Origin of the sequence: Aliiroseovarius sp., assembly GCF_030148435.1 — a bacterium.
In the GTDB taxonomy this organism is placed as follows: Bacteria; Pseudomonadota; Alphaproteobacteria; order Rhodobacterales; family Rhodobacteraceae; genus JASBTN01.
In genome coordinates this window covers 127,936-149,002 of record NZ_JASBTN010000079.1, presented here as the reverse complement: position 1 = coordinate 149,002, position 21,067 = coordinate 127,936, and the positions used below count along the sequence as shown (strand labels likewise).

Sequence of the window (21,067 nt, the reverse complement as noted above, 5' to 3'; positions counted from 1 at the left end):
ACACCATGTCCTGTCCGAAACGGCCTCGCAGTGTTGGATTCGCCCGTCTTACCCGCCCCCCCTTGCAAAAGTCACCGGTTCCCCGACTTTGCATGAAGTTCCGAGAGCAGGGCACAATCGGGCATGTTTTGCGCCTGATGTGCCCAATTCTGCGCACGGTGGGGTAAATAATCCGTAAAGGTTTTCATCAATGGTTTGCGGAAATTCCAATCCGCAGTCCGGGGGCCTTCATGTCCGACAATTCCGCCAAACTTTCACTGCCCTATCTTCAGGCGTCCCAGGCGCAGAAGCACGTGACCCATAACGAGGCGTTGCGCATCCTCGACAGTGTCGTGCAGCTGAGCGTCATCGCCGCCGACCTGACCGATCCGCCCGCCACGCCGGCGGATGGCGACCGCTACCTTGTGCCCGCGGGGGCGACCGGGTCCTGGGCCGGGCAGGACGGCAGCCTGGCGGTGTGGACCGACAGCGCCTGGAGCTTCCTGGCCCCGAACATCGGCTGGCTGGCCTGGGTCGCCGACCTGGGTCAGATGCAGGCCTATGACGGCACCGCCTGGGTGCTGGCAGGGGCCCCGGGTGATCTGCAGAACCTCGACCTCGTGGGTATCAGCACCACGGCGGACGCAACCAACCGCCTCGCGGTTTCCTCGCCCAACACGCTGCTGACCCACGCGGGGACCGGCCACCAGGTCAAGGTGAACAAGGCGGCTGCCGCCGACACTGCCAGCCTTCTGTTTCAGAGCAACTGGTCGGGCCGCGCGGAAATGGGCACGGTCGGCAATGACGATTTCCAGATCAAGGTCAGCGCCGATGGCGCCACGTTCAACACCGCGCTGCTGGCCGATGCCGACACCGGCAGGGTCAGCTTTCCTTCGGGCACCGACGGGCTGAGCCCGGCCGAGTTCGGCAACGGGCCGCTGGTCACAACCGCCTATGTCGCCTCGCAGTACCCCGGGCCGATCGCCAATGCCACCGGGTTGCTGGGGAGCAATTACAACTACCCCGCCAGTTTCGCCCATGACCCGGCGCGGGCGCCGCACCTGCCGGCGGGCTTCCGTCACGCGGGCTACTACGCCGGAAAGACCGCAATGACCGAGAAGATCCCGGTCGATCCGAACCAGGTCTATCGCCTGGAAAGCTATCTCATGCAGGAAGGGCAGAGCGGCGACTGGTCGGCCTATGCCAACGGCGAACGCCACAGCCAGTACATGGGGCTGGATTTCTTCGATGCCGAGGGCGTGCAGATCGAAAGCCAGCATCACATGCGCCACCGTCAAGGCGGCACCGACAGCCTGACCACCCTGGCCGCGCCCCTGACCCCGGGCGACACGACGATCACGCTTTCGGATGCCGCGGGCTGGAACGAGGATATCGCGGATGCCAGCGCGCGCGGGGTAACGGTTTTTGCCTACAGGGACGGCAACGGGCGGCTCTACGACCAATACAGCCGCCTGGTGGAATACGGGCTCTTTGACCTGGGGCAGGTGAACAAGACCACCCAGGTTGTCACCCTGAACCAGCCGCTTCCCGCGAGCCTGGGCAATCCGGACGACACGAACGGCACCTGGCCCGCCGGAACGCCGATTGCCAACAGCAGCGCCACCGCCGGCTGGCGGTCCTGCTTCTACGATGCGCTCTATGTGGCGCAGACCGACAAGTGGTATCGCAGCCTGTCACATATCGGCGGGCTGGACCTGTCCGGCACCAACGAGGGCCTCAATTTCCCGCCCGGCACCGCCTTTGTACAGCCTTTCTGGCTGGCCAATTATTCCAACCGCCCCGGCGGCTGGTCGGGCCATCCGGACACCGGTCCGACCCACGGCCTCTGGGTCACGGGCGTCTCGGTCCGGGCCGAGCCGCTGGCGGCGTTGAAACCGGTCACGACCGGGGCAAGCGCGGGCAGGATGGACCTGAAAGTGCCTGTCAGCGATTTCGACACCGGCACGGTTGCACTGGCCGCGCCCTCGGTGACAGTTGCGGGGGTCTGAGCCCGTTGGTCCCTGCCCCGCGTCCGGGTGGGGACCGCGCCTCTACTTGCCGTAATAGTCGCGGAACCAGGCTACGAAACGTCCGACCCCGTCGCGGAAATCGGTCTGGGGCGCATAGCCGGTAAGACGCGTCAGCAGCGCTGCGTCGGCCCAGGTGGCCGGCACGTCGCCGGGCTGCATGTCCATGTAGTTGCGCGCGGCCTTCTGCCCCAGCGCCTGCTCGATGGCATCGACGAAATCCAGCAGCCGCACCTTGTCGGAGTTGCCGATATTGACGATGCGGTGCGGTGCCGTGGGCGAGAGGCTGTCGCCCGGCTCGATCTGGTCGGCGCTGTCGGGGCGCACGGGGGCGGCATCCATCAGAAGGCGAATCGCGCGCACCAGATCATCGACATAGGTAAAGTCGCGCCACATGTCGCCGTGGTTGTAGATGTCGATCGGACGCCCGTCCAGAATCGCATCGACAAACTTGTAAAGCGCCATGTCGGGCCGCCCCCAGGGGCCGTAGACGGTAAAGAAGCGGAACATGGTGGTGGGGATGTCCCACAGATGGGCATAGGAATGGCCCATGGCCTCGTTCGCCTTCTTGGTGGCGGCATAGATGGTCAGTGGCGCGTCGGCCTTGTCGGTCTCGGCAAAGGGGATCTTTTCATTCGCGCCATAGACCGAGCTGGTCGAGGCCATCAGAAGGTGGCGGGGCCGGGTGATCCGTGCGGCCTCCATCACGTTGAACGTGCCGACCAGGTTCGCATCCACGTAGCTGCGCGGGTTTTCCAGACTGTAGCGCACGCCGGCCTGGGCGGCGAGGTGCACGATCACGTCCGGGGTGAAGGCTTCGGCGGCCTCCTGCACCCGGGTGCCGTCCTCCAGCATGGCCTCGGTCGCGGAAAACCCCGGTTTCTGGTGCAGCATCCCGTGGCGGCGCTGTTTCAGGCTGACATCATAGTAATCCGTCATGCCGTCGAAACCGTGCACCTGCATGCCCTCGTCCAGGAGCAGCCGGGCCAGGTGGAAACCGATGAAACCCGCGGTTCCGGTGATGAATACCCGTGTCATGTGCCTGCCCTTTCAAATCTGTCGCACCGCTGACCGCCGCTGGCGACCGTAAGCGCGTGGCGCAGATACCCTGCCCGCGCGGTGAAAACCTGTTGGTGCGCATGGTAGGAGGTCATGCGCGCGCAGACCACCTCCTGATTGCGGATTTCACGCGCGGGAGGACGCGGCCGCAGCCGGGCCAGTCAGCCCCCCCCCGCGCGGCCCGGAAAGCGGCTTGCCGCCCTGTGGGGGCTCTGATAGGGAGGGGTCAGGCCGGTATAGCTCAGCTGGCAGAGCACCTGATTTGTAATCAGGGGGTCCCGGGTTCGATCCCTGGTGCCGGCACCATCCCCCCCTTTGTTCCCTTCGCGACAGCGGCAATGCCGCTGCGCGCCGGGACGGGTTCGCCCCCATGCGGGGAGGCGGGCCGATGTTCAGGCAAAGGCAATGTTGCGCGCGAAGGGCATTTCGCGCAGACGAGTGCCGGTTGCGTCGAAGATCGCGGCAGCCAGTGCGGGGGCGGCCGGGGGCACGGGCGGCTCGCCGATGCCGTGCACATGGGCGCCGTTCTCCAGCCCGCGCACCGCGATCTCGGGGGCCTGGTGCAGGCGCAACCCTTCGAAATCGAAGAAGTTTTCCTGTTCCACCATGCCGTCTGCATAGGTGATCTCGGAATTGATCGCGTGGCCCAGGCCCCAGATCACCCCGCCCTGCACCTGGTTTTCGAAGTTCACCGGGTCGATCACGCGGCCCACCTCGGCTGCGACCCAGACCTTGTCGAGGCGAATGCCGCTGTTTGTGTTCGTCACCTCGATCACCTCGGCCACCGGCGTGCCGAAGGACAGGCAGAAAGCCACGCCACGGCCTTTGTCCGGCGCCAGTTCGCCGCCCCAGGAGGCCATTTCAGCCACGGCCTCGATGACCTTGCGCGAGGGGGTGTCGGTCATCAGGCGCAGGCGTTCCTCGATCGGGTCGGCCCCGGCGGAGTGGATCAGCTCATTGAGGAAACCCTCGTGAAAGAAGGCGTTCTGCGAGGCGCCGACCGAGCGCCAGGAACTGACCGGCCCCAGCCGGGGCGCGCGGTAGCCCGTGACGCGGTAATTCGGAATCGCATAGGGCTGATCCCAAAGCGCCTGCACGATGGTCGAGTCCGGCCCGGGAATGCCCAGCCCCTGGCGTTCGGCCATCTGGCTGTCCATCACCGAGGGCGCGGCCACCCTGATGTCCATCCCCGTGACCGTGCCATCCGCCACCGCGCCCGACAGGCGGGCCATTGCGATCGGGCGGGTAAAGTCCTGGGCCGTGTCCTCTTCGCGCTTGTAGGTCAGTTTGACCGGCGTACCTTTCAGCTCCATCGCCAGTTCGGTGGCGCGTTTGACCACCTCGTCCTCCAGCCGGTGGCCAAAGCTGCCGCCCATCATCTGGATGTGCACATGCACGTCGTCGGCGGGCAGGCCCGTCATCCTGGCGACCGAGGCCTGGGTCATGCGCGGGATCTGGTTGCCTGTCCACACATCGGCGCGGGTCTGTGTGACCAGAACGGTGGCGTTCACCGGTTCCATCGGCGCATGGGCCAGGTAGGGGGCGCGGTATTCGGCGGTGATCGGGTCGGCAAGCGTGGTCACGTCGCCATCGTTGCGCTGGCGGCTGTCGCGATCCCCGTCGAAAGCGTTCGAAAGCGCCTGCCAGTGGTCCTTTTGCGCGGCGGGATAAGGCGCGGGACCCCAATCGATCTCCACCGCGTCCACCGCCATGAAGGCGCGCCAGGTGTTGTCGGCCACCACACCCACCCCGCCGGTGACGGGAATGACATGCGAGACACCGCGCATGGCTTCGGCTGCGGAGGCGTCGAAGGACAGGACGCCACCGCCCTTGCGCGGGTTCACGCGTAGCGCGGCATGCACGACGCCATCGGGTTCGAAGTCGATGCCATAGGCCTGTGTTCCGGTGGATTTCGCCACGATATCAAGGCGCTGCATCGGTTTGCCGATCAGGCGCCATTCGGACGAATCGCGCAGGGTCACGTCTGTGACCGGGTCTATGGTGGCGGCGACCGGCGCCAGTTCCTGGTAGGTAAACGCGCGCCCGTCGGGCAGGATGACCTTGCCGGCCCGGGTGGTCATGCCGATGGTCGAAGCGCCTGCCAGTTCAGCGGCCGCGGCCTTCAGCGTCTCGCGCGCGACAGCACCCGCGACGCGCAGTTTCTCGAACCCGTCCGGCACGGTGGTCGAGCCGCCGGTGAGTTGCATGCCCATGAATTTCATCGCCGCATCCACGGTGCCACGCATGGCAGAAGCCAGCGTGCCATGGTCGGTGGAGGGAATCGGCACCGCCTCGTTCGCCAGGGCGGTGTTGTAATAGGCCTTGGCGGGGGGGCCGGGGTCCACCTTGATCTGGTCAAGCCCGACATCGAGCTCCTCGGCAATCAGCACGGCCTGCACCGCCCGGGATCCCTGCCCCATGTCCGCGCGCGGCGCAATCAGCGTAATGCCCTGCGCGTTGATCAGCACGTAAGGCGTCAGCGCGGCTTCGCCCTCGCCCAGCCCGCTCAGGAGCGGGTTGTCGTGGGGCCGCCTGTATTTGTAATAGCCGAAGGCCACGCCGCCAATCACGGCGGCCGAGCCGATCAGGAAGCTGCGGCGGGCGATTTTTCCGATACGCGACATGAATCAGCCCTCCTGCAGCGACTTGGCGGCGGTGTGGATCGCCGCGCGGATACGGGGATAGGTGCCGCAGCGGCAGAGATTGCCAGCCATGGCCTCGTCGATTTCCGCGTCCGTGGGGGCCGGTGTCCCGGCCAGAAGACTGGCCGCCTGCATGATCTGCCCGGACTGGCAATAGCCGCATTGCGCAACCTGGTGGGAGATCCAGGCCGCCTGCACCGCGTGCAGCGCGTCGGGCTGGCCCAGCCCTTCGATCGTTGTCACCTCGGCGCCTTCGACATCGCCGACGAAGGTCTGGCAGGACCGCACCGCCACGCCATCCACATGCACGGTACAGGAGCCGCAGGCGGCCACGCCGCAGCCGTATTTCACCCCCTTGTAGCCCAGCTCGTCCCGCAGCACCCACAGCAGCGGCATGTCCTCTTCGACATCCACCTCGTGGTTCACCCCATTGACCGTCAGTTTCATGCGCCATTCTCCCGTTCTGCCCGGAGACAGTGAACTTGCGGCCCTGCCGCGCGGGCCCGCCGTCAACATTGACGGATTGCGCCAATCGACGGGGACATCGCGCCACGGGGCCGGTCTCTCTGACAGAAAGGTGGGGAGCCCCGGACGCCGGGTCAATGCTGCCCTCAGGTCATCTCGGTGTTCGAGCGCGCCATGAACACGACCGCCACCAGCCCGACCGCACTGACCAGAAGCGCCGCCGGGGAGGCATCGCCGATCCGCTCCAGCGAGGCGTGTTCATAGACCCGGGTCGACAGCGTGTTGTAGTTGAACGGGCGCAGCAGAAGGGTCGCGGGCAGCTCTTTCACGCTGTCCACGAAAACCAGCAGCAGCGCGGTGCCGACCGACCCCCTGATCAGCGGCACATAGACCTCGCGCAGGGCCCCGCCGGCAGACCTACCCAACGAGCGCGCGGCCATCGGCAGGCTCGGGCTGACCCGGCCCATCGCCGCATCCGCAGCCCCCTGGGCAATGGCGAAGAATCGCACGCAATAAGCCAGCACCAGGGCAAAGGCGGTGCCGGTCAGCACCAGGCCGGGATCCCAGCCGGTCAGCGCCAGGATCGTATCGGCCTGCCAGTTGTCGAAGATGGCCAGCGGCACCAGGATGCCCACGCCCAGAACCGCACCCGGCGCCGCATAGCCAAGCGTGGTGAAGGGCAGGATCGCGGTGGCCGCCCGCGACCGGCCAAGGCGCACCCCGTAGACCAGGAACAGCGCGGCGGTGACTGTCACCACGGCGGCAATCCCCCCCACTGTCACGGTGTTGAACAAGGCCCGCACGAGCCCCGGCTCGACCCAGCTTTCGGGATTTGCGAGCGCATGGCCGAGCATCACCCCCACCGGCAGGACAAAGCCCAGGGCAAAGGGCACGACGCAGAGCAGAAAGGCCAGCAGCGCAGGCAGACCGGTCAGCCGCGTCGCCTCGATCGGGCGCTGTGCGCGCGACAGGTTGTAAAAGCGCGACCGACGGCGGCTGAGCTTCTCCAGACCGACCAGAAGCAGCACCAGCACCAGCACCACAAGCGCGATCTGTGCCGCCCCGCCGGCGTTATGCGCCTCGAGCCAGGTCGAGAAGATGCCGGTGGTCAGGGTCTGCACCGCAAAGAAATCCACCACGCCGAAATCCGCCGCCGTCTCCATCATCGCGATGGCGGCACCGGCGGCGATGGCCGGACGGGCCAGCGGCAGACCGACCCGCCAGAACCGGGCAAAGGGGCCGGCCCCCAGGGCCCGGGCGACTTCGAAGGTGGATCCCGACTGTTCGCGAAACGCCGCGCGGGCCAGCAGAAAAACGTAAGGGTTCAGTGCGGCGGCCAGAACGACAATGGCGGCGCCCAGCGAGCGGATTTCGGGAAACCAGTAGTCGCGCGCGTTCTGCCAGCCGAACATGTCGCGCATCGCCGTTTGCACCGGGCCTGCGTATTCCAGGAAATCGACCAGCGCATAGGCCCCCACATAGGCCGGGATCGCCAGCGGAAACAGCAGCAGCCATTGCAGGATCCGGGAGCCCGGGAACCGGTACATGGTCACAAGCCAGGCCGCCCCGGTGCCCACCGAGGCCGACAACAGCCCGACCCCCAGACACAGCAACAGCGTGGTGGCCAGGTAGCGCGGCAGGGTCGTCGCCATCAGGTGCGGCCAGATGTTTTCCACCGGATTGAAGGCCATCCACAGGATCGCCAGGATCGGCCCCAGCACCGTCGCGGCAATGACGAGCGCGATCAGCCCCCACCGGTCGGGCAGGTGCAGGGTCTGACGGGCGGCGGTCGGTGCCTGAGTGTTTTGCTCGGTCATGCCCCGGCTCTACGCCAAACCGGTTTGCCTGTCCAGAGAAGCGCCATATAGTGGGGCAACTCTCACGGATCAGGCCCGGACCGCACAACATGCACATCTCGTTCCACCTCGGCGCCCATTGCACCGACGACGACCTGCTGGTGAAATCCCTGCTCAAGAACAAGGGCCGTCTGGCAGAGGAAGGTGTGATCGTGCCGGGACCGGGGCGATATCGCAAGCTCCTGTCCGATGTCGTGCCGAAACTGGCCGGCCAGCCCGCAAATCGCGACACGCAGGACATGCTGCTGGACGCGATGCTGGACGTGGACGAAGCAGATCGGCTGATCCTGTCGCATGACAATTTCCTGGGCGGCCCGAAAAAGGCGCTGGAGGGCGGCGCTCTCTACCCGATGGCGGCGCGCAACACGCAATGGCTGCGCAACCTCTTTCCCGACAACCCGGTCGAATTCTTCATAGGCCTGCGCGACCCGGCCAGCTTCGTCCCCGAGCTCTGGACCCGGCTGTCGAACACCATGGAGCTGACAGAGTTCCTGTCCCGTTTCCGCCCCCATGCGCTTTACTGGTCCGACGTGATCCACGCCATCCGCGAAGCCAATCCGGATTGCCCGGTCACGGTCTGGTGTAACGAGGATACACCGCTGATCTGGAAGGAACTGTTGCACGAAATTACCGGGCTGGACCCGTCCGTGGCGCTGAAGGGCGGGCTGGATGTCATGAGCCGGATCACCGCCCAGGAGGGCATGAAACGCCTGCGCGCCTACATGAAGACCCACCCGGCCCAGACCGAGATCCAGCGCCGCCGCATCCTGTCGGCCTTCCTGGACAAATTCGCCCTGGACGACGAGATCGAGGAAGAAGTCGACCTGCCCGGCTGGAGCGCGGACCTGGTTGCCGAGATGACAGAGGCCTGTGACGACGACATGCTGGAGGTGAAACGACTCCACGGGGTAACGCTGCTGACGGCGTGACCGACCGGACCGCCCCTGCACGACCACACCCGGCTGCCCCCGAAGCACGGATCGAGGCGGGCTGCCATGCCGAAGGGCGCGTCTCAGGCGAAAAGCGGTCCTGTGCCACCTCCGCCTGCACGCCAAACGCCCTCTCCCTCCCCCGGGCCGGGCGGCGCGGGTCGGAAACAAGCGCCCCCTGCACCGCGCCCGCCCGGTCCCTTGCCCGCCTCACGTGACCGGGCCGACCGCGCGCCGGCCTCCCCTCTTTATCTTGCCAAAAATATCCCGGGGGAGCGGCAGGCCCTGCAGGGTCTGCCGCGGGGGCAGCGCCCCCATCCACCCCATGCGGCGCGCGCCGTGCGTTCACGAAACCAGCACAACCAAATAAAAAACCCCGCTCACCGGCGTGAACGGGGCCACTGTTCTGGGGAACGGGCGGAAACCGCCCCGCCGGGCTCACATGCCCAGCGCTTCCTTGTACATGTCCAGGATCGCCTCTTCCTCGGCGATGTCGTCTCGGTCGCGTTTGCGCAGCGCGATCACCTTGCGCATGACCTTGGTGTCATAGCCGCGCGACTTGGCTTCGGCCATCACCTCTTTCTGCTGCTCGGCAATGTCCTTCTTCTCGGCGTCCAGCCGTTCGAACCGCTCTATGAACTGGCGCAGTTCGTCGGCCGTAACACGGTAGCTCGAGGGTTTGTGCTCTTCTTCCATACCGTCCATGGGATCCTCCGGGTGGGCAATGCCCCTGACTACCCAAGGGCCGCCGGGGCTTCAAGGGGTTGCGCACGCTGGCCCCACGGGTTAGGCGCAGAGCCGCACGGACGCGCAACTCATCCCGGAGGCTCCCATGGATTGGCTCATCATCATCGGTGCGATCGTCTCGATCATCGGCCTGGTCGGGCTTGTGGCCTCGGCCCTGCTGGTTATGCGCGCCAGGAAGGCGGGGCTGGAAGAGGACGCCCTGAAGGCCCGCATGCAGAAGGCGCTGGTCCTGAACATGGGCGCGCTGGCCCTGTCGACCCTCGGACTGATGGTCGTTGTGCTGGGCATCTTCCTGGCCTGAATACGGACGGGCAGACCTGCCGTTCCCGGTTTCCTGCGCAACAGGGGCACCGCCTGCGGGACGCCCTTTCGCGCCGGTCAGGCCGCCCGGGCGAACGGGCTGCCGTGTGACAGGAGCCCCACCAGCGCGCGGGCCTGTTTCATCCCCAGAACGGTAAAGAAATCCGACTGCGGCGCGCTTTCGCCCATGCAGGTGGTCGCGGGACAGTGCAAAAGCGCCCCGGTATTGCCATAAACCACCTCATCTTCCTCAAAGCCCAGGGTCACGATCTCGACACGGTCCTGCCCTTCTTGCCAATGTATGCCACGATAACCGGCCAGCGCGGCGGCGGGCAGGAGAACAAGGGGCGAGCCGAATGCATCCTCGGCGATCCCGGCCTCGATCAGCACGTGCTGACCGGGCAGCAGAGCCATCCCGGCGCAGTTGTCCAGCGCCCCGCCCGGCACCATGATCCGGCGCGGCGGGATCAGGTCTTCACGTTTTATATCAATGATTTGCCGCAGTCCGCCATCGAGCGTATAGACCGCGTCACCGCGCATCAGCCGCTCCACCGGGCGCCAGCCGTCGGCCGCTTCAAGCCGGGTTCCGGCCACCAGCCCGCCACGGGCGCGAATTTGGCCGTGCGAAAGGATGTCCAGCTCAACCGGCTGGGCCTGGGCGAAAGCGGTGTGGGATTGCATGAACATGGTGTCTCTCCTGATCTGATCCATCCGGCATCCGGGCCGGGCCCCGAAGGGCGATGAGAAAAGGGAGCACCCGAAATCTGCCATGATTTCGCCCGCTTTCAGGCCAGATTGTGGCATCATTTCGGCACCGGCCCCAATCCCCGGGGGATTGCGGCATTTTGATGATCGGGTGGAAACAGTCGTTAACCGCCTGTCAACCATGCGGCGGAGAAAGCGGGGATTGTTGCGCGAAAATCAGCCCGCGTTTGCCCTCGGAGAATCACCTCTCACAGCACATGTGTCGCGGCCTTTTGCCAGCCCGCGTCTTCGTGAACCGGCACGGGGGGGCTTGGATCCTCCTCGTCCCAGGCCATCATATCGGCCAAAAGCTCGGCCCGGTCACGATCCAGCACCTGGTAGGGCACCGGGATTTTCTGGTCTGACATGAAGTCCACACTGGCCACACCGAAAATTGCCGCCGAGCAGAACACCAGCGCCCCGCCATCGGCATAGATCACCTGGTCCTGTTCGAAATGAAGCGTCACGACGTCGATGGGATGCGCAGGGTGCAAAAGGTCGATGCCACGAAAACCCAGGAGCGCCCGCGCCGGGATCAGGGCGAAGGGATCGCCCAGCAGCTCCTCGGCAGCATCGCTTTCCACCATCACGCTCTGTTCGGGCAGCACGATCATGGTGCGGTCATTGCCCAGCACCCCGGCGGGCACCTCGATCGGCAGAAGATGTTCGGGAAAGTCGCCCGTCGCCAGGCAAGAAGCCCCACGGGTCACAGCGGTGATCGGCTGCATGTCATTGTCGAAGGTCATGACATAATCGCCGATTGTCACAGCCTCGACCGGCCGCCAGCCCAGGTGAGTGGCCACGACCGTGCCCGCCGCGAACCCGTGCAGCTGGCTGGCCCCTGCCCCTGACGGCGCCTCCCCAAAGGCACCGTCCGGACCGGGCAACTCCTCCATCTCGCGGAGGTTTTTTCGGCGCAGACCGAACATTGTCTCATCCCCTTTTCACCGAACCGGGACGCAGCCCGGCACCCGCCGCTATGTCCGGGTGGCAGTCCGAAGCGGCAGTATTGGTTAAGAGTTTCCAAACTCTCTGGACCGGAGTTGGACACGGTCGGGGCAAGAATGGGGCAGAGTTGCCACATCCGGGAAAATGCAGGGAACACGCTGGAATTGTCTCCGCCGCCGGCAATGCCCCGCCCCCGCGAGCCCGTGCTCAATCGAAACTGTAGGTGAAGCGGGAAATATCCCCGGCGCAGACTTCAGCCACAAGGCTGCGGGTTCTGTCATCGTAATAGCGGCGATAGTCGCGGTCGCGCCGGGAGGCATTTATCCGCTGCAGCGGACCGATGCGAAACCCGAGGTGGTCCTCCAGCGCGGCCAGATCCACATCGACCTGTTCAAGGCGCAGAAACAGGTTGCACCGCTCCCGCCCGTCGCGGTCACGCACGTAGCGGCCGTAGGGGGCCAGGCGCATGGCGGCGAGGGTCTGTGGATGGGCGACGAAATCCGAAAACCCGAGGGTCTTCGCGAGGGCCACGGCGGGGTGGTCGAACATCTGGGTCTGCAGCCAGTGGTAGTAACTGACCATGCGGTCCCAGGGATTGCGCACGAGGGTGAAAATGAAGAGCCGGTCGACCTCCTCGGGCGTGATCAACCCGTAGAGGTCGGACAGCATCGAATGTTTCCATAGCCGCCCGGAACTGTTCACCCCCTTGACCCGTCCGCGCCTGCGAATGGCCTTGGGCGTGTCGCCCAAGAGGATGTCATCTTTCATCGCGCGGTTTTCCAGCGCGAGCGACAGCGCCGTGCCCCCGGTCTTGGGGGCATGGACAAACAGGTAATTGCGTCCGCGCGACAGGATCATGGGTTCACCCTAGAGGGGGCACCGGATTTTTCAAAGCGTCCGGGTGGCTCACATCCCCTTCGCCACCTTGCGCAGCTCGAATTTCTGGATCTTGCCGGTCGAGGTCTTGGGCAGGTCGGTAAAGACCACCAGCTTGGGCGTCTTGAACCCGGCCAGCCGTTCGCGCACGAAGGCGATCAGCACGGCCTCGTCCACCTCTTCATCCTCTTTCAGCTCGACGAAGGCACAGGGCACCTCGCCCCATTTGTCGTCCGGTTTCGCCACCACCGCGCAGAGCGAGACAGCCGGGTGGTGCATGAGCACACCTTCGACCTCGACCGAGGACACGTTCTCGCCGCCCGAGATGATGATGTCCTTGGCCCGGTCGGTGATCTGGATGTAGCCGTCCGGGTGCTGCACCGCCACGTCGCCGGAATGGAAATAACCGCCCGCGAAGGCTTCCTCGGTCGCTTCGGGGTTCTTCAGATAGCCCTTCATCACCGAATTGCCGCGGATCATGATCTCGCCCGCGGTCTGGCTGTCCATCGGCACCTGCACCAGGTGTTCATCCATCACGGTAACATGTTCCATCATCGGCATGGCCACCCCGGTGCGCGCCTTGATCGCGGCCTTTTCGGCCTGTTCCAGCCCGTCCCATTCCGGCCCGTTCCAGGTGGTTTCGGTGATATGGCCATAGGTTTCGGTCAGACCGTAGACCTGGGTGACGTTGAAGCCCAGCGGCTCGATCGCGGCCAGGGTGGCGGCGGGCGGCGGGGCGCCGGCGGTAAAGACTTCGACCACGTGGTCGAAATCGCGACGGTGGTCTTTTGGCGCGTTGATGATCGTATTCAGCACAATGGGGGCGCCACCGAAATGGGTCACGCCCTCATCCGCGATCGCGTCATAAATCGCCTTGGCGGTCACGTCACGGCAGGTGACGATGGTGCCGCCGACCAGCGGCATCATCCAGCTGTGGTTCCAGTTGTTGCAGTGAAACAGCGGCACGATGGTCAGGTATTTCGGATAGAGCCCCATATTCCAGCTGATCGGCGTGCCCATGGTCATCAGATAGGCGCCGCGGTGGTGATAGACCACGCCCTTGGGCCGCCCGGTGGTGCCGGAGGTGTAATTCAGCGCGAGGCTTTCCCATTCATCCTGCGGCATGATCCAGTCGAAACCGGGGTCGCCATCCGCCATGAATGCCTCGTATTCCGGGTAGTTGCCGCTGGCAGGGTGGCCCGCCTCGGGCGCACCCACCTCGATCACCATGGGCGCGGGGCCCTCCATGCGCTTGATCGCGGCTTCGACAAGGCCCAGAAACTGACTGTCGGCCAGAACCACCTTCGCCTCGCCGTGATCGAGGATATAGGCCACGGTGTCCACATCCAGCCGGATGTTGATCGTGTTCAGAACAGCCCCGCAGGCCGGGATGGCAAAGCAGGATTCGACATGGGCCAACGTGTTTGGAATGACGGTGGCGACGACCTCGCCCGGCGCCACGCCGGCCTTTGCGAGCGCCGAGGCCAGCTGGCTGACTCGCGCGTGATACTCGGCATAGGTAAAGCGACGATCCCCGTGCACCAGCGCCTCGCGCCCGGCAAAGACGCTGGCCGCGCGGCGCAGATGTGACAGCGGTGTCAGCGGCACATGGTTTGCCGCGCGCTTGTCCAATCCGGTCTCGTCCTTCATCCAGCCCATGGGCTTCCTCCCTGTATTTTGCCTGACCGTTTCGGCGGCGGCGCCTCCTCCTGGCACCCGGCCCGCCCGGCCTGTCCCGTTTTTCCGGACCCCGTGTCGCTTTTGGCATGTCGCCGCCGTGCCGGGGGGTCTACAGACAAGAGCGCATCCCCTGCCCCGTGGTCAATGGGCAAACACGACGGAGAGACTATGGCGAACGACAAACCGATGGCTGCCGCCGGTGTGATTTTTGCCGCGATGTTCCTGCTGGGGCTGATAGACAACGCGGTCGCGGTGATCGCCCGCGACACCGGGCTGTGGCAGTTCCATGCCACGCGGGGCGTGCTGGCGGCGGCGCTGCTCGCCGCGATGAGCGCGCTGGGGTTTGCGCGGCTGAGGCCCAACCGCCTCTGGGCCGTCGCCCTGCGCGGCGGCGTGACCGGGGTGGCGATGCTGATCTATTTCGGCAGCCTGGGCTTCATGCCGGTGAGCCAGGTGGCGGCCGGGCTGTTTACCGCGCCGATCTGGGTCATGCTCATCAGCGCCCTGTTTCTGGGCCAGAAAGTCGGCCCGACCCGGATCTCCGCCGCCGTGCTGGGCTTCGGCGGGGTGCTCCTGGTCTTGCAACCGTTCCGGGACGGGCTGGATCCGGTCGCGCTGATCCCGATGGCCTCGGGCTTTTTCTATGCGATCGGCGCGCTGGCCACGCGGCAGTGGTGCGAAGGGGAAAGCACCCTGTCCATGCTGCTGTTCTTCTTCCTCTGGCTGGGCCTGTTCGGGGTGGTCGGCACCACCTGGTTCACCCTGTTCCCGGTCGAGGTCCCCGACGGTCCCGACGGTTTCCTTGTGCGCGGGCTGGTCTGGCCCGGCCCGACCAGCTGGGCGCTGATCGGCGTACAGGTTGTAGGCTCCATGGTGGCGGTCGGCATGCTGTTTCGGGCCTATCAGCTAGGCGAGGCGGCGCAGGTTGCCATCTTCGAATACTCGCTGTTGATCTTCGCCGCCTTCTGGGGCTGGCTGATGTTCGGCCAGACCCTTGGGTCCAGCGCAATCCTGGGCATGGGGCTGATCGCCGCCTCGGGCGCGGTGATTTCGCTGCGCACGAAACAACCTGTGGTCGACAGCGGCCCGGCTGAACCTCATGGCGGGGGCGTCGCCCCCTAGAAATCACATCTGCTTGGGGCTATGCTCAGGGTCAGAAAACGGGTGGCGGATACGAGCAGAATGACAGCCCTCACACAGTATGAACGGCTGGAAGCCCCGGGCCTGTGGCGCGGTGGCGAAGGTGAACAGCGACGCAATGTGATCGTCTTGCTGGGCGAGGCGACGCTGACCATTGCCGACATGGCCGAACACCCGCTGACCCATTGGTCCCTGCCCGCCGTGCGTCGGCTGAACCCGGGCTCTCGGCCCGCGCTCTATTCCCCCGGCACCGACCTGGACGAGGAGCTCGAGCTTGACGACGACACGATGATCGAGGCGCTGGGGCGCGTGCGCAACGCGATCACCCGCCAGACGCCGCGCCCGGGGCGCCTGCGCTTCGGGCTGCAGGCTGCCGGGGTGCTGGGCTTTGCTGCACTGGGCCTGTTCTGGCTGCCCGGCGCGCTGACGGATTACACCGCCCGCGTGGTGCCCGAACCGACCCGCGCGGCAGTGGGGCAACGGCTGCTGGCGCGCATCACGCGCGTGACCGGGGCGCCCTGTTCGGACCCGGCCGGACGCCGCGCGCTGGGGCGGCTTGCCACCCGCGTCCTGGGGCCCGGTCAGGCCCAGGTCATGGTGCTGCCCGGCGGTCCGCCCGGCGCAAGCCATTTGCCCGGCGGCATCCTTCTGCTGAACCGCGCCGTCATAGAAGATTACGAGGAACCGGATGTGGCGGCGGGATATCTGCTGGCCGAGGCGCTACGCCGCGAGCTCGACGACCCGATGCGCAGTCTGCTGAGCCAGGCAGGCCTGGGCGCAACGCTGCGCCTTCTGACCTCGGGGCAGATGCCCGACGCCGCTCTGGACACCTATGCGCAGACCCTTGTGACCCGCGCGCCTGCGCCTGTGCCGACCGACATGCTGGTCGCGCGCTTTGCCGACGCCCGGCTGCGCTCCAGCCCCTATGCCTTTGCCCTGGACCAGACCGGCGAGCGCAGCCTGGCCCTGATCGAGGCCGACCCTGTCCCGATCAGCGAGGCCGGTCCGCTGATCGACGATGGCAGCTGGATCAGCCTGCAGGGGATATGCGGCGAATGAAATGACCCGCGCATGAAAAAGCCCCGTCCGGACGTTCCGGCGGGGCTTTCAGGTTTCTGGCAGGCGGGGCTATTTCACCGCAAAGGCGTCGGCAAAGCCAAGGCCCCGTACCTCTCCCAATGCGCGGTTCATCTCGGCACGGGAGGCGAAGGGCCCGGCCTGCACCAACCGCAGCGCCCGGCCGCCGCGCGTCACCCTGATCATGCGCACCGGCAGGCCCAGCCGGGCAATGCGCCGCGCGGTGCGTTGCGCGTTCCCGGCGTCGGCAAAGCTGGCGGCCTGGACGAAGCGCGCATCCCCGCCCGCCTCTGCGCCGCGACGGGGCGCGGACATGGTCGAGTAGGTCGTCGACGCAATGGCCGCCCCGGCCACCCGGCGCATCGGCACGCTGTCATCCCAGACCCGCGCCATCTGCGCGTCCCCGGCCGCGCTGCGCGGGCCGCGGTTCGGGTTCAGGCGGTCATCGTCCCAGGCGACGCGATAGCCCTCCGGCACGGCCTGCCCGTCAACCGGAGCGGCAACCGGAGCGGCCTGGGCGGCGCGCGGACGATTGCGCACAGTTTCACGCGGGCCGCGGGTGGCAATGATGCGCAGCGTCGCGCCATCGGACAGCCGCACCTTGCGCACCACCTGTTCACGCGCCGTGCAGGTATAGCGGATCCTGACTCGCCCGGCGGGCACCAGCATTTCATCCCCCGGATTGGCGCAGGCCACATACACCGTGCGCACGGAGTCGGCGGCGGGCGTGTCACGCAGCTCCTCAGCCGGCGCGGTGGGGTCGGCAGCGGGCGCCGTAGCCGGCATGGAAGAACGCGCGATCCGGGCCGGGGCAGGTTCGGGAGCCGATGGTGATGCCGGGGTCGGGGTCGGTGCCTGTGTCGGTGCCACAGTCCCCCGCGCAAAGGTCGGTGCCATTCCGCAGACCACCTTGCGGTCCCGGGTCACGCGCGGCACCCAGCTGGTCCGCCCATCGATCCCGGCGCGTACATAGGCGCAGCCGCGGCTGTCGATATAAACGTCTGCCCGGTAGCTGGAGGGTGGCGTTTCCGCCGGCTGCGCGCCCTGGGCCAGGGTCAGGGCCTCGGCGCCGGGTGTCGTCAGGATGGCAGCGACTGCGGCGATGGCGAAAGATCTGAAACTCTGCATACTGTGCCCCCACACAAAATATGGTGGGAATGATGCAGGAGTTACCCTAGCGAGTAAAGGGGCAATACGTTGCGCGCGCCCGGTTTGTCCCAACGCGCGCAACAAAGGTTAACAAGCGGTCACAGAGGGTTAACCCTCTATTTGGTCCCGAACATGCGGTCGCCCGCGTCGCCAAGACCGGGCACGATATAGCCATTCTCGTTCAGGCGTTCGTCCAGCGAGGCGGTGATGATCGGCACGTCGGGATGGGCCTCTTTCATGCGCGCAACCCCCTCGGGCGCGGCCAGCAGGCAAAGGAAGCGGATATTCCTGGCGCCGGCCTTTTTCAGCAGATCAATGGCCGCGACCGAGCTGTTGCCGGTTGCCAGCATCGGGTCCACGGCGATCACCAGACGGTCCTCAAGCGCCTCGGGCACCTTGAAGTAATACTGCACCGGCTCGAGCGTTTCCTCGTCGCGATACAGACCCACAAAGCCCACGCGCGCCAGGGGGATAAGCTCCAGAATGCCGTCCAGCAACCCGTTGCCGGCCCGCAGGATCGACACCAGCGCCAGCTTCTTGCCCGCCAGAACCGGCGCGTCCATCTTCTGCAGGGGCGTGTCGATCTCCTGCGTGGTCATCGGCAGTTCGCGCGTGACCTCATAGGCCAGAAGCTGGCTGATCTCGCGCAGAAGCTGGCGGAACACGGCGCTCTGCGTTTCCTTCTCGCGCATCAGGCTCAGCTTGTGCTGCACCAGCGGGTGATCGACGATCGTCAGGTGGTCATACATGGGGAGTCTCCAGTCTGTCGCGCAGGGCAGCGCGTGTCTCATCATCGCAGAAAGCGGCCTCGGCCGCGACGAGGTTAACCTGTGTGAACCGTTCGGCATCCCAGCCGAAGACACGTTCCAGATCCTCGTATTCCCGGGTCATGGTTGTGCGGAAGAAGGGTGGATCATCGGTCGAGACCGTGACCTTGACCCCTTCGGCGCGCAACCGTTCGATCGGGTGGGCGGCAAGCCGCGGATAGGCGCCGAGGAACACGTTCGACCCCGGGCAGACCTCCAGCACGATCTGTTCCTGCGCCAGCCGTTCGACCAGCGCGGCATCCTCGATGGACCTCACCCCGTGGCCGATCCGCGCGACCCGCAGGTGATCCAGCGCCGCGCGCACCTCTTCGGGCCCGCACCATTCCCCGGCATGGGCGGTCAGCCGCAACCCGGCTTCGCGTGCCATGTCGAACGCATAGGCGAAATCCTTCAGATGTCCGGCCTTCTCGTCGCCGCCAATACCGAAACCGGTGATGAAATCGCCCGCTGTCTCCTGCGCGCAGCGGGCGGTCTCGCGCGCCACATCGCCGCCGAAGTGACGGATCGGGGTGATGATGCCGCGCAGGGTGATCCCATGGGCTGCGTGGGCTTCATCGGCGGCTTCCCGGATCGCATGCAGATACTCGCGCCACGCCCCCACGTCGCGCCCGCCACAAAAGTCGGGGGACAGGAAGGCCTCGGTATAGATCACCCCGTGCGCGGCGCTTTCTTCCAGCACCGCGGCGGTCAGACGCTTGAATTCCTCGGGTCCGGTCAGAACCGAGGTCGCCGCCTCGTAAACCTCGAGAAAGTGCCAGAAATCACGGTAATCATACTGGCCATCCGGGGTGAAAATGTTGGAAATGTCCAACTTCTTCTCAAAAGCCAGCTGCTTGATCAGCGCCGGAGGGGCGGCCCCTTCGAGGTGCAGGTGCAGCTCGATCTTGGGAAAGTCACGCCAGTTCACAGAAAACTCCTCCCCGCCCCGCGTTCCGACACTCCGAGGTGCTCGGCCATGCTCGCGGCAATGTCCGAAAAGCCGCACAGGCCAATCTGGCCGGGGCCCAGACCGTGGATCAGCACCGGCACCCGTTCGCGGGTGTGATCGGTGCCGGTCCAGCTGGGATCGTTGCCGTGATCGGCGGTGAACAGGATCAGGTCCCCCGGCCGGGCCCTGTCGAATACCCGCGGCAGCTGGCGGTCGAACCATTCCAGCGCGCGGGCATAGCCGGAAATGTCACGGCGATGGCCGAACCTGGCATCGAATTCGACGAAATTGGCAAACACCAGATCCCCCTCCCCGGCCTCATCCATCAGATCGATCAGGTGCTCCATCAGGGCCGCGTCCGCGCCCTTGCGCAGCGTGTCGATGCCCTGGTGGGCAAAGATGTCACCGATCTTGCCTACCGCATGGACCTTTCGCCCGGCCGCCTGCACCCAGTCGCAGAGCGTGGGCGCGGGCGGGTTCACCGCAAAGTCGCGCCGGTTCGTGGTGCGGGTGAACCCGGTTTCGGTGTTGCCGACGAAGGGGCGGGCAATGACGCGGCCCACGCGCATCTCATGCACCATGGGCGCAATCGCGCGGCAGAGATCAAGCAGCCGGTCGAGGCCGAAGAGCTCCTCATGAGCGGCGATCTGAAGGACCGAGTCCGCCGAGGTGTAGACAATCGGCAAGCCGGTGCGCATGTGTTCGGCGCCCAGCTCGTCCAGGATCACCGTGCCCGAGGCGTGTTTGTCGCCCAGGATGCGGTCAACGCCCGCCGCCTCGCAAATGGCGGCGGTCAGGTCGGGCGGAAAGGAGGGCTGGGTGTCGGGAAAATAACTCCAGTCCCAGGGCACGGGCACGCCGGCGATCTCCCAATGGCCCGACGGGGTGTCCTTGCCCGGGCTGACCTCTTCGGCGGCGCCCCATACCCCGGTCGGGGTCGCGTCCAGGTTCGGAGCGGCCTCACCGCAGGCCAGGTTAACGGCAGCCCCGAGCCCCAGCGCATCAAGGTTGGGCAGCGCAAGCGGACCGGAGCGCCCGTCCTCGGCGCGGCCCTCGGCGCAGGCCCGGGCAATGTGCAACAGCGTGTTCGACCCGGTGTCGGGCCGGTCGCCATTGAAGAAACGATCCGCATCCGGCGCGCCGCCGATGCCGACACTGTCCATGACGACAAGAAAAGCGCGTGTCATGTGTTCTCCAGATGCGCATTGGTGAAGGCACCGGGCAGAAGCTCGGCCATGGTCATGACCTGCTCGGCCCCGCCGGTGGTCAGCATGGTGACGCGCGTTTCGGGCCCGCAAAATTCCCTGAGCTTCTGGCGGCAACCGCCGCAGGGTGTGACCGGCAGGGGCGCATCGGCAATCACCAGCGCCTCGGTGATCTCGCGCTGCCCGGCCATGACCATGGCGGCAATCGCGCCGGCCTCGGCGCAGGTGCCTTCTGGATAGGCCACGTTTTCAACATTGCAGCCGGCGAATATCTCACCAGAGGCGGTTTTCACCGCCGCGCCGACCTTGAAGTTCGAATAGGGGGCATGGGCATTTTCACGCGCCCGCTTCGCCGCGTCCAACAGGGACATGAGCGACTCCATTTCTGACTGATTGATCAAGGTTGGCGCTACCATCCGGCGGATGCAAGGGGAAACGGGGCTCATGGCGGCAAAGAGCGGGACAGCCGGGCTTGATCGGTGTATGACT

Annotated in this window: 19 protein-coding genes and 1 tRNA gene; 6 read left to right on the top strand and 14 right to left on the bottom strand. The window is 66.0% G+C overall.

Annotation, left to right across the window (positions count from 1 at the left end; all coding sequences use genetic code 11):
- Positions 1–230 precede the first annotated feature (230 nt).
- A complete protein-coding gene (locus Q1V43_RS14475; protein ID WP_300519428.1) occupies positions 231–1,988 on the top strand; it encodes a DUF2793 domain-containing protein in 1,758 nt (585 codons plus the stop codon).
- A gap of 42 nt (positions 1,989–2,030) precedes the next feature.
- Here the strand turns inward: Q1V43_RS14475 and Q1V43_RS14470 are convergent, their stop codons facing one another.
- Complete coding sequence (locus Q1V43_RS14470; RefSeq protein WP_300519425.1) at positions 2,031–3,044, bottom strand: NAD-dependent epimerase/dehydratase family protein; 1,014 nt, start codon at positions 3,042–3,044, stop codon at positions 2,031–2,033.
- A gap of 251 nt (positions 3,045–3,295) precedes the next feature.
- Between Q1V43_RS14470 and Q1V43_RS14465 the strand changes: the two genes are divergently transcribed.
- Positions 3,296–3,371, top strand: a tRNA-Thr gene (locus tag Q1V43_RS14465).
- A gap of 86 nt (positions 3,372–3,457) precedes the next feature.
- Here the strand turns inward: Q1V43_RS14465 and Q1V43_RS14460 are convergent.
- From Q1V43_RS14460 to Q1V43_RS14450, 3 genes are all read right to left on the bottom strand, one after another.
- Entirely contained in the window at positions 3,458–5,689 is a 2,232-nt protein-coding gene (locus tag Q1V43_RS14460) for a molybdopterin cofactor-binding domain-containing protein (RefSeq protein ID WP_300519422.1), read from the bottom strand.
- Positions 5,690–5,692: 3 nt separating this feature from the next.
- Positions 5,693–6,154 carry a (2Fe-2S)-binding protein gene (locus tag Q1V43_RS14455; RefSeq protein ID WP_300519419.1) on the bottom strand — a complete coding sequence of 154 codons (462 nt, stop codon included), beginning with the start codon at positions 6,152–6,154 and terminating at the stop codon, positions 5,693–5,695.
- A 164-nt stretch (positions 6,155–6,318) separates the two neighbouring features.
- A complete protein-coding gene (locus Q1V43_RS14450) occupies positions 6,319–7,989 on the bottom strand; it encodes an iron ABC transporter permease (protein WP_300519416.1) in 1,671 nt (556 codons plus the stop codon).
- Positions 7,990–8,078: 89 nt separating this feature from the next.
- Here Q1V43_RS14450 and Q1V43_RS14445 point away from each other — a divergent pair, with 89 nt between their 5' ends.
- Positions 8,079–8,957 carry a hypothetical protein gene (locus tag Q1V43_RS14445; RefSeq protein ID WP_300519414.1) on the top strand — a complete coding sequence of 293 codons (879 nt, stop codon included), beginning with the start codon at positions 8,079–8,081 and terminating at the stop codon, positions 8,955–8,957.
- A gap of 438 nt (positions 8,958–9,395) precedes the next feature.
- Here the strand turns inward: Q1V43_RS14445 and Q1V43_RS14440 are convergent, their stop codons facing one another.
- Positions 9,396–9,662 carry a DUF2312 domain-containing protein gene (locus Q1V43_RS14440; RefSeq protein WP_300519411.1) on the bottom strand — a complete coding sequence of 89 codons (267 nt, stop codon included), beginning with the start codon at positions 9,660–9,662 and terminating at the stop codon, positions 9,396–9,398.
- Positions 9,663–9,789: 127 nt separating this feature from the next.
- Between Q1V43_RS14440 and Q1V43_RS14435 the strand changes: the two genes are divergently transcribed.
- Complete coding sequence (locus Q1V43_RS14435; protein WP_300519408.1) at positions 9,790–10,005, top strand: hypothetical protein; 216 nt, start codon at positions 9,790–9,792, stop codon at positions 10,003–10,005.
- 77 nt (positions 10,006–10,082) lie between these two features.
- Here Q1V43_RS14435 and Q1V43_RS14430 read toward each other — a convergent pair whose 3' ends face one another.
- The 4 genes from Q1V43_RS14430 to Q1V43_RS14415 all read right to left on the bottom strand — a co-directional run bounded on the left by Q1V43_RS14430 (position 10,083) and on the right by Q1V43_RS14415 (position 14,231).
- Positions 10,083–10,691 carry a Hint domain-containing protein gene (locus tag Q1V43_RS14430; protein WP_300519407.1) on the bottom strand — a complete coding sequence of 203 codons (609 nt, stop codon included), beginning with the start codon at positions 10,689–10,691 and terminating at the stop codon, positions 10,083–10,085.
- 266 nt (positions 10,692–10,957) lie between these two features.
- Positions 10,958–11,677: a Hint domain-containing protein gene (locus tag Q1V43_RS14425; protein ID WP_300519404.1), complete on the bottom strand. Its 720-nt coding sequence runs from the start codon at positions 11,675–11,677 to the stop codon at positions 10,958–10,960.
- A 226-nt stretch (positions 11,678–11,903) separates the two neighbouring features.
- Positions 11,904–12,554: a sulfotransferase family 2 domain-containing protein gene (locus Q1V43_RS14420; protein WP_300519401.1), complete on the bottom strand. Its 651-nt coding sequence runs from the start codon at positions 12,552–12,554 to the stop codon at positions 11,904–11,906.
- Positions 12,555–12,602: 48 nt separating this feature from the next.
- Positions 12,603–14,231: an AMP-binding protein gene (locus Q1V43_RS14415; protein WP_300519399.1), complete on the bottom strand. Its 1,629-nt coding sequence runs from the start codon at positions 14,229–14,231 to the stop codon at positions 12,603–12,605.
- Positions 14,232–14,420: 189 nt separating this feature from the next.
- Between Q1V43_RS14415 and Q1V43_RS14410 the strand changes: the two genes are divergently transcribed.
- Together Q1V43_RS14410 and Q1V43_RS14405 are read left to right on the top strand one after the other, a co-directional pair.
- Entirely contained in the window at positions 14,421–15,374 is a 954-nt protein-coding gene (locus tag Q1V43_RS14410; RefSeq protein WP_300519396.1) for a DMT family transporter, read from the top strand.
- Between the two features lie 60 nt (positions 15,375–15,434).
- Positions 15,435–16,451, top strand: a complete 1,017-nt coding sequence (locus Q1V43_RS14405) for a hypothetical protein (protein ID WP_300519393.1) — start codon at positions 15,435–15,437, stop codon at positions 16,449–16,451.
- A gap of 69 nt (positions 16,452–16,520) precedes the next feature.
- Here the strand turns inward: Q1V43_RS14405 and Q1V43_RS14400 are convergent, their stop codons facing one another.
- The 5 genes from Q1V43_RS14400 to cdd all read right to left on the bottom strand — a co-directional run bounded on the left by Q1V43_RS14400 (position 16,521) and on the right by cdd (position 20,994).
- The gene (locus Q1V43_RS14400) at positions 16,521–17,597 is read right to left on the bottom strand and encodes an SPOR domain-containing protein (protein ID WP_300519390.1); all 1,077 of its coding nucleotides are present in this window, start codon (positions 17,595–17,597) and stop codon (positions 16,521–16,523) included.
- Positions 17,598–17,734: 137 nt separating this feature from the next.
- Positions 17,735–18,367 (bottom strand): uracil phosphoribosyltransferase, encoded by a 633-nt coding sequence (gene upp, locus Q1V43_RS14395; RefSeq protein ID WP_300519387.1) that lies wholly within the window; start codon positions 18,365–18,367, stop codon positions 17,735–17,737.
- Positions 18,360–19,352, bottom strand: a complete 993-nt coding sequence (locus Q1V43_RS14390) for an adenosine deaminase (RefSeq protein WP_300519384.1) — start codon at positions 19,350–19,352, stop codon at positions 18,360–18,362. Before Q1V43_RS14390 ends, upp begins: the two co-directional genes overlap by 8 nt.
- Positions 19,349–20,560 carry a phosphopentomutase gene (locus Q1V43_RS14385; RefSeq protein ID WP_300519381.1) on the bottom strand — a complete coding sequence of 404 codons (1,212 nt, stop codon included), beginning with the start codon at positions 20,558–20,560 and terminating at the stop codon, positions 19,349–19,351. The genes Q1V43_RS14390 and Q1V43_RS14385 overlap by 4 nt, the downstream gene beginning before the upstream one ends.
- On the bottom strand, positions 20,557–20,994 hold the full coding sequence (cdd, locus tag Q1V43_RS14380) for a cytidine deaminase (protein WP_366146223.1): 438 nt from the start codon (positions 20,992–20,994) through the stop codon (positions 20,557–20,559). The genes Q1V43_RS14385 and cdd overlap by 4 nt, the downstream gene beginning before the upstream one ends.
- Positions 20,995–21,067 lie beyond the last annotated feature (73 nt).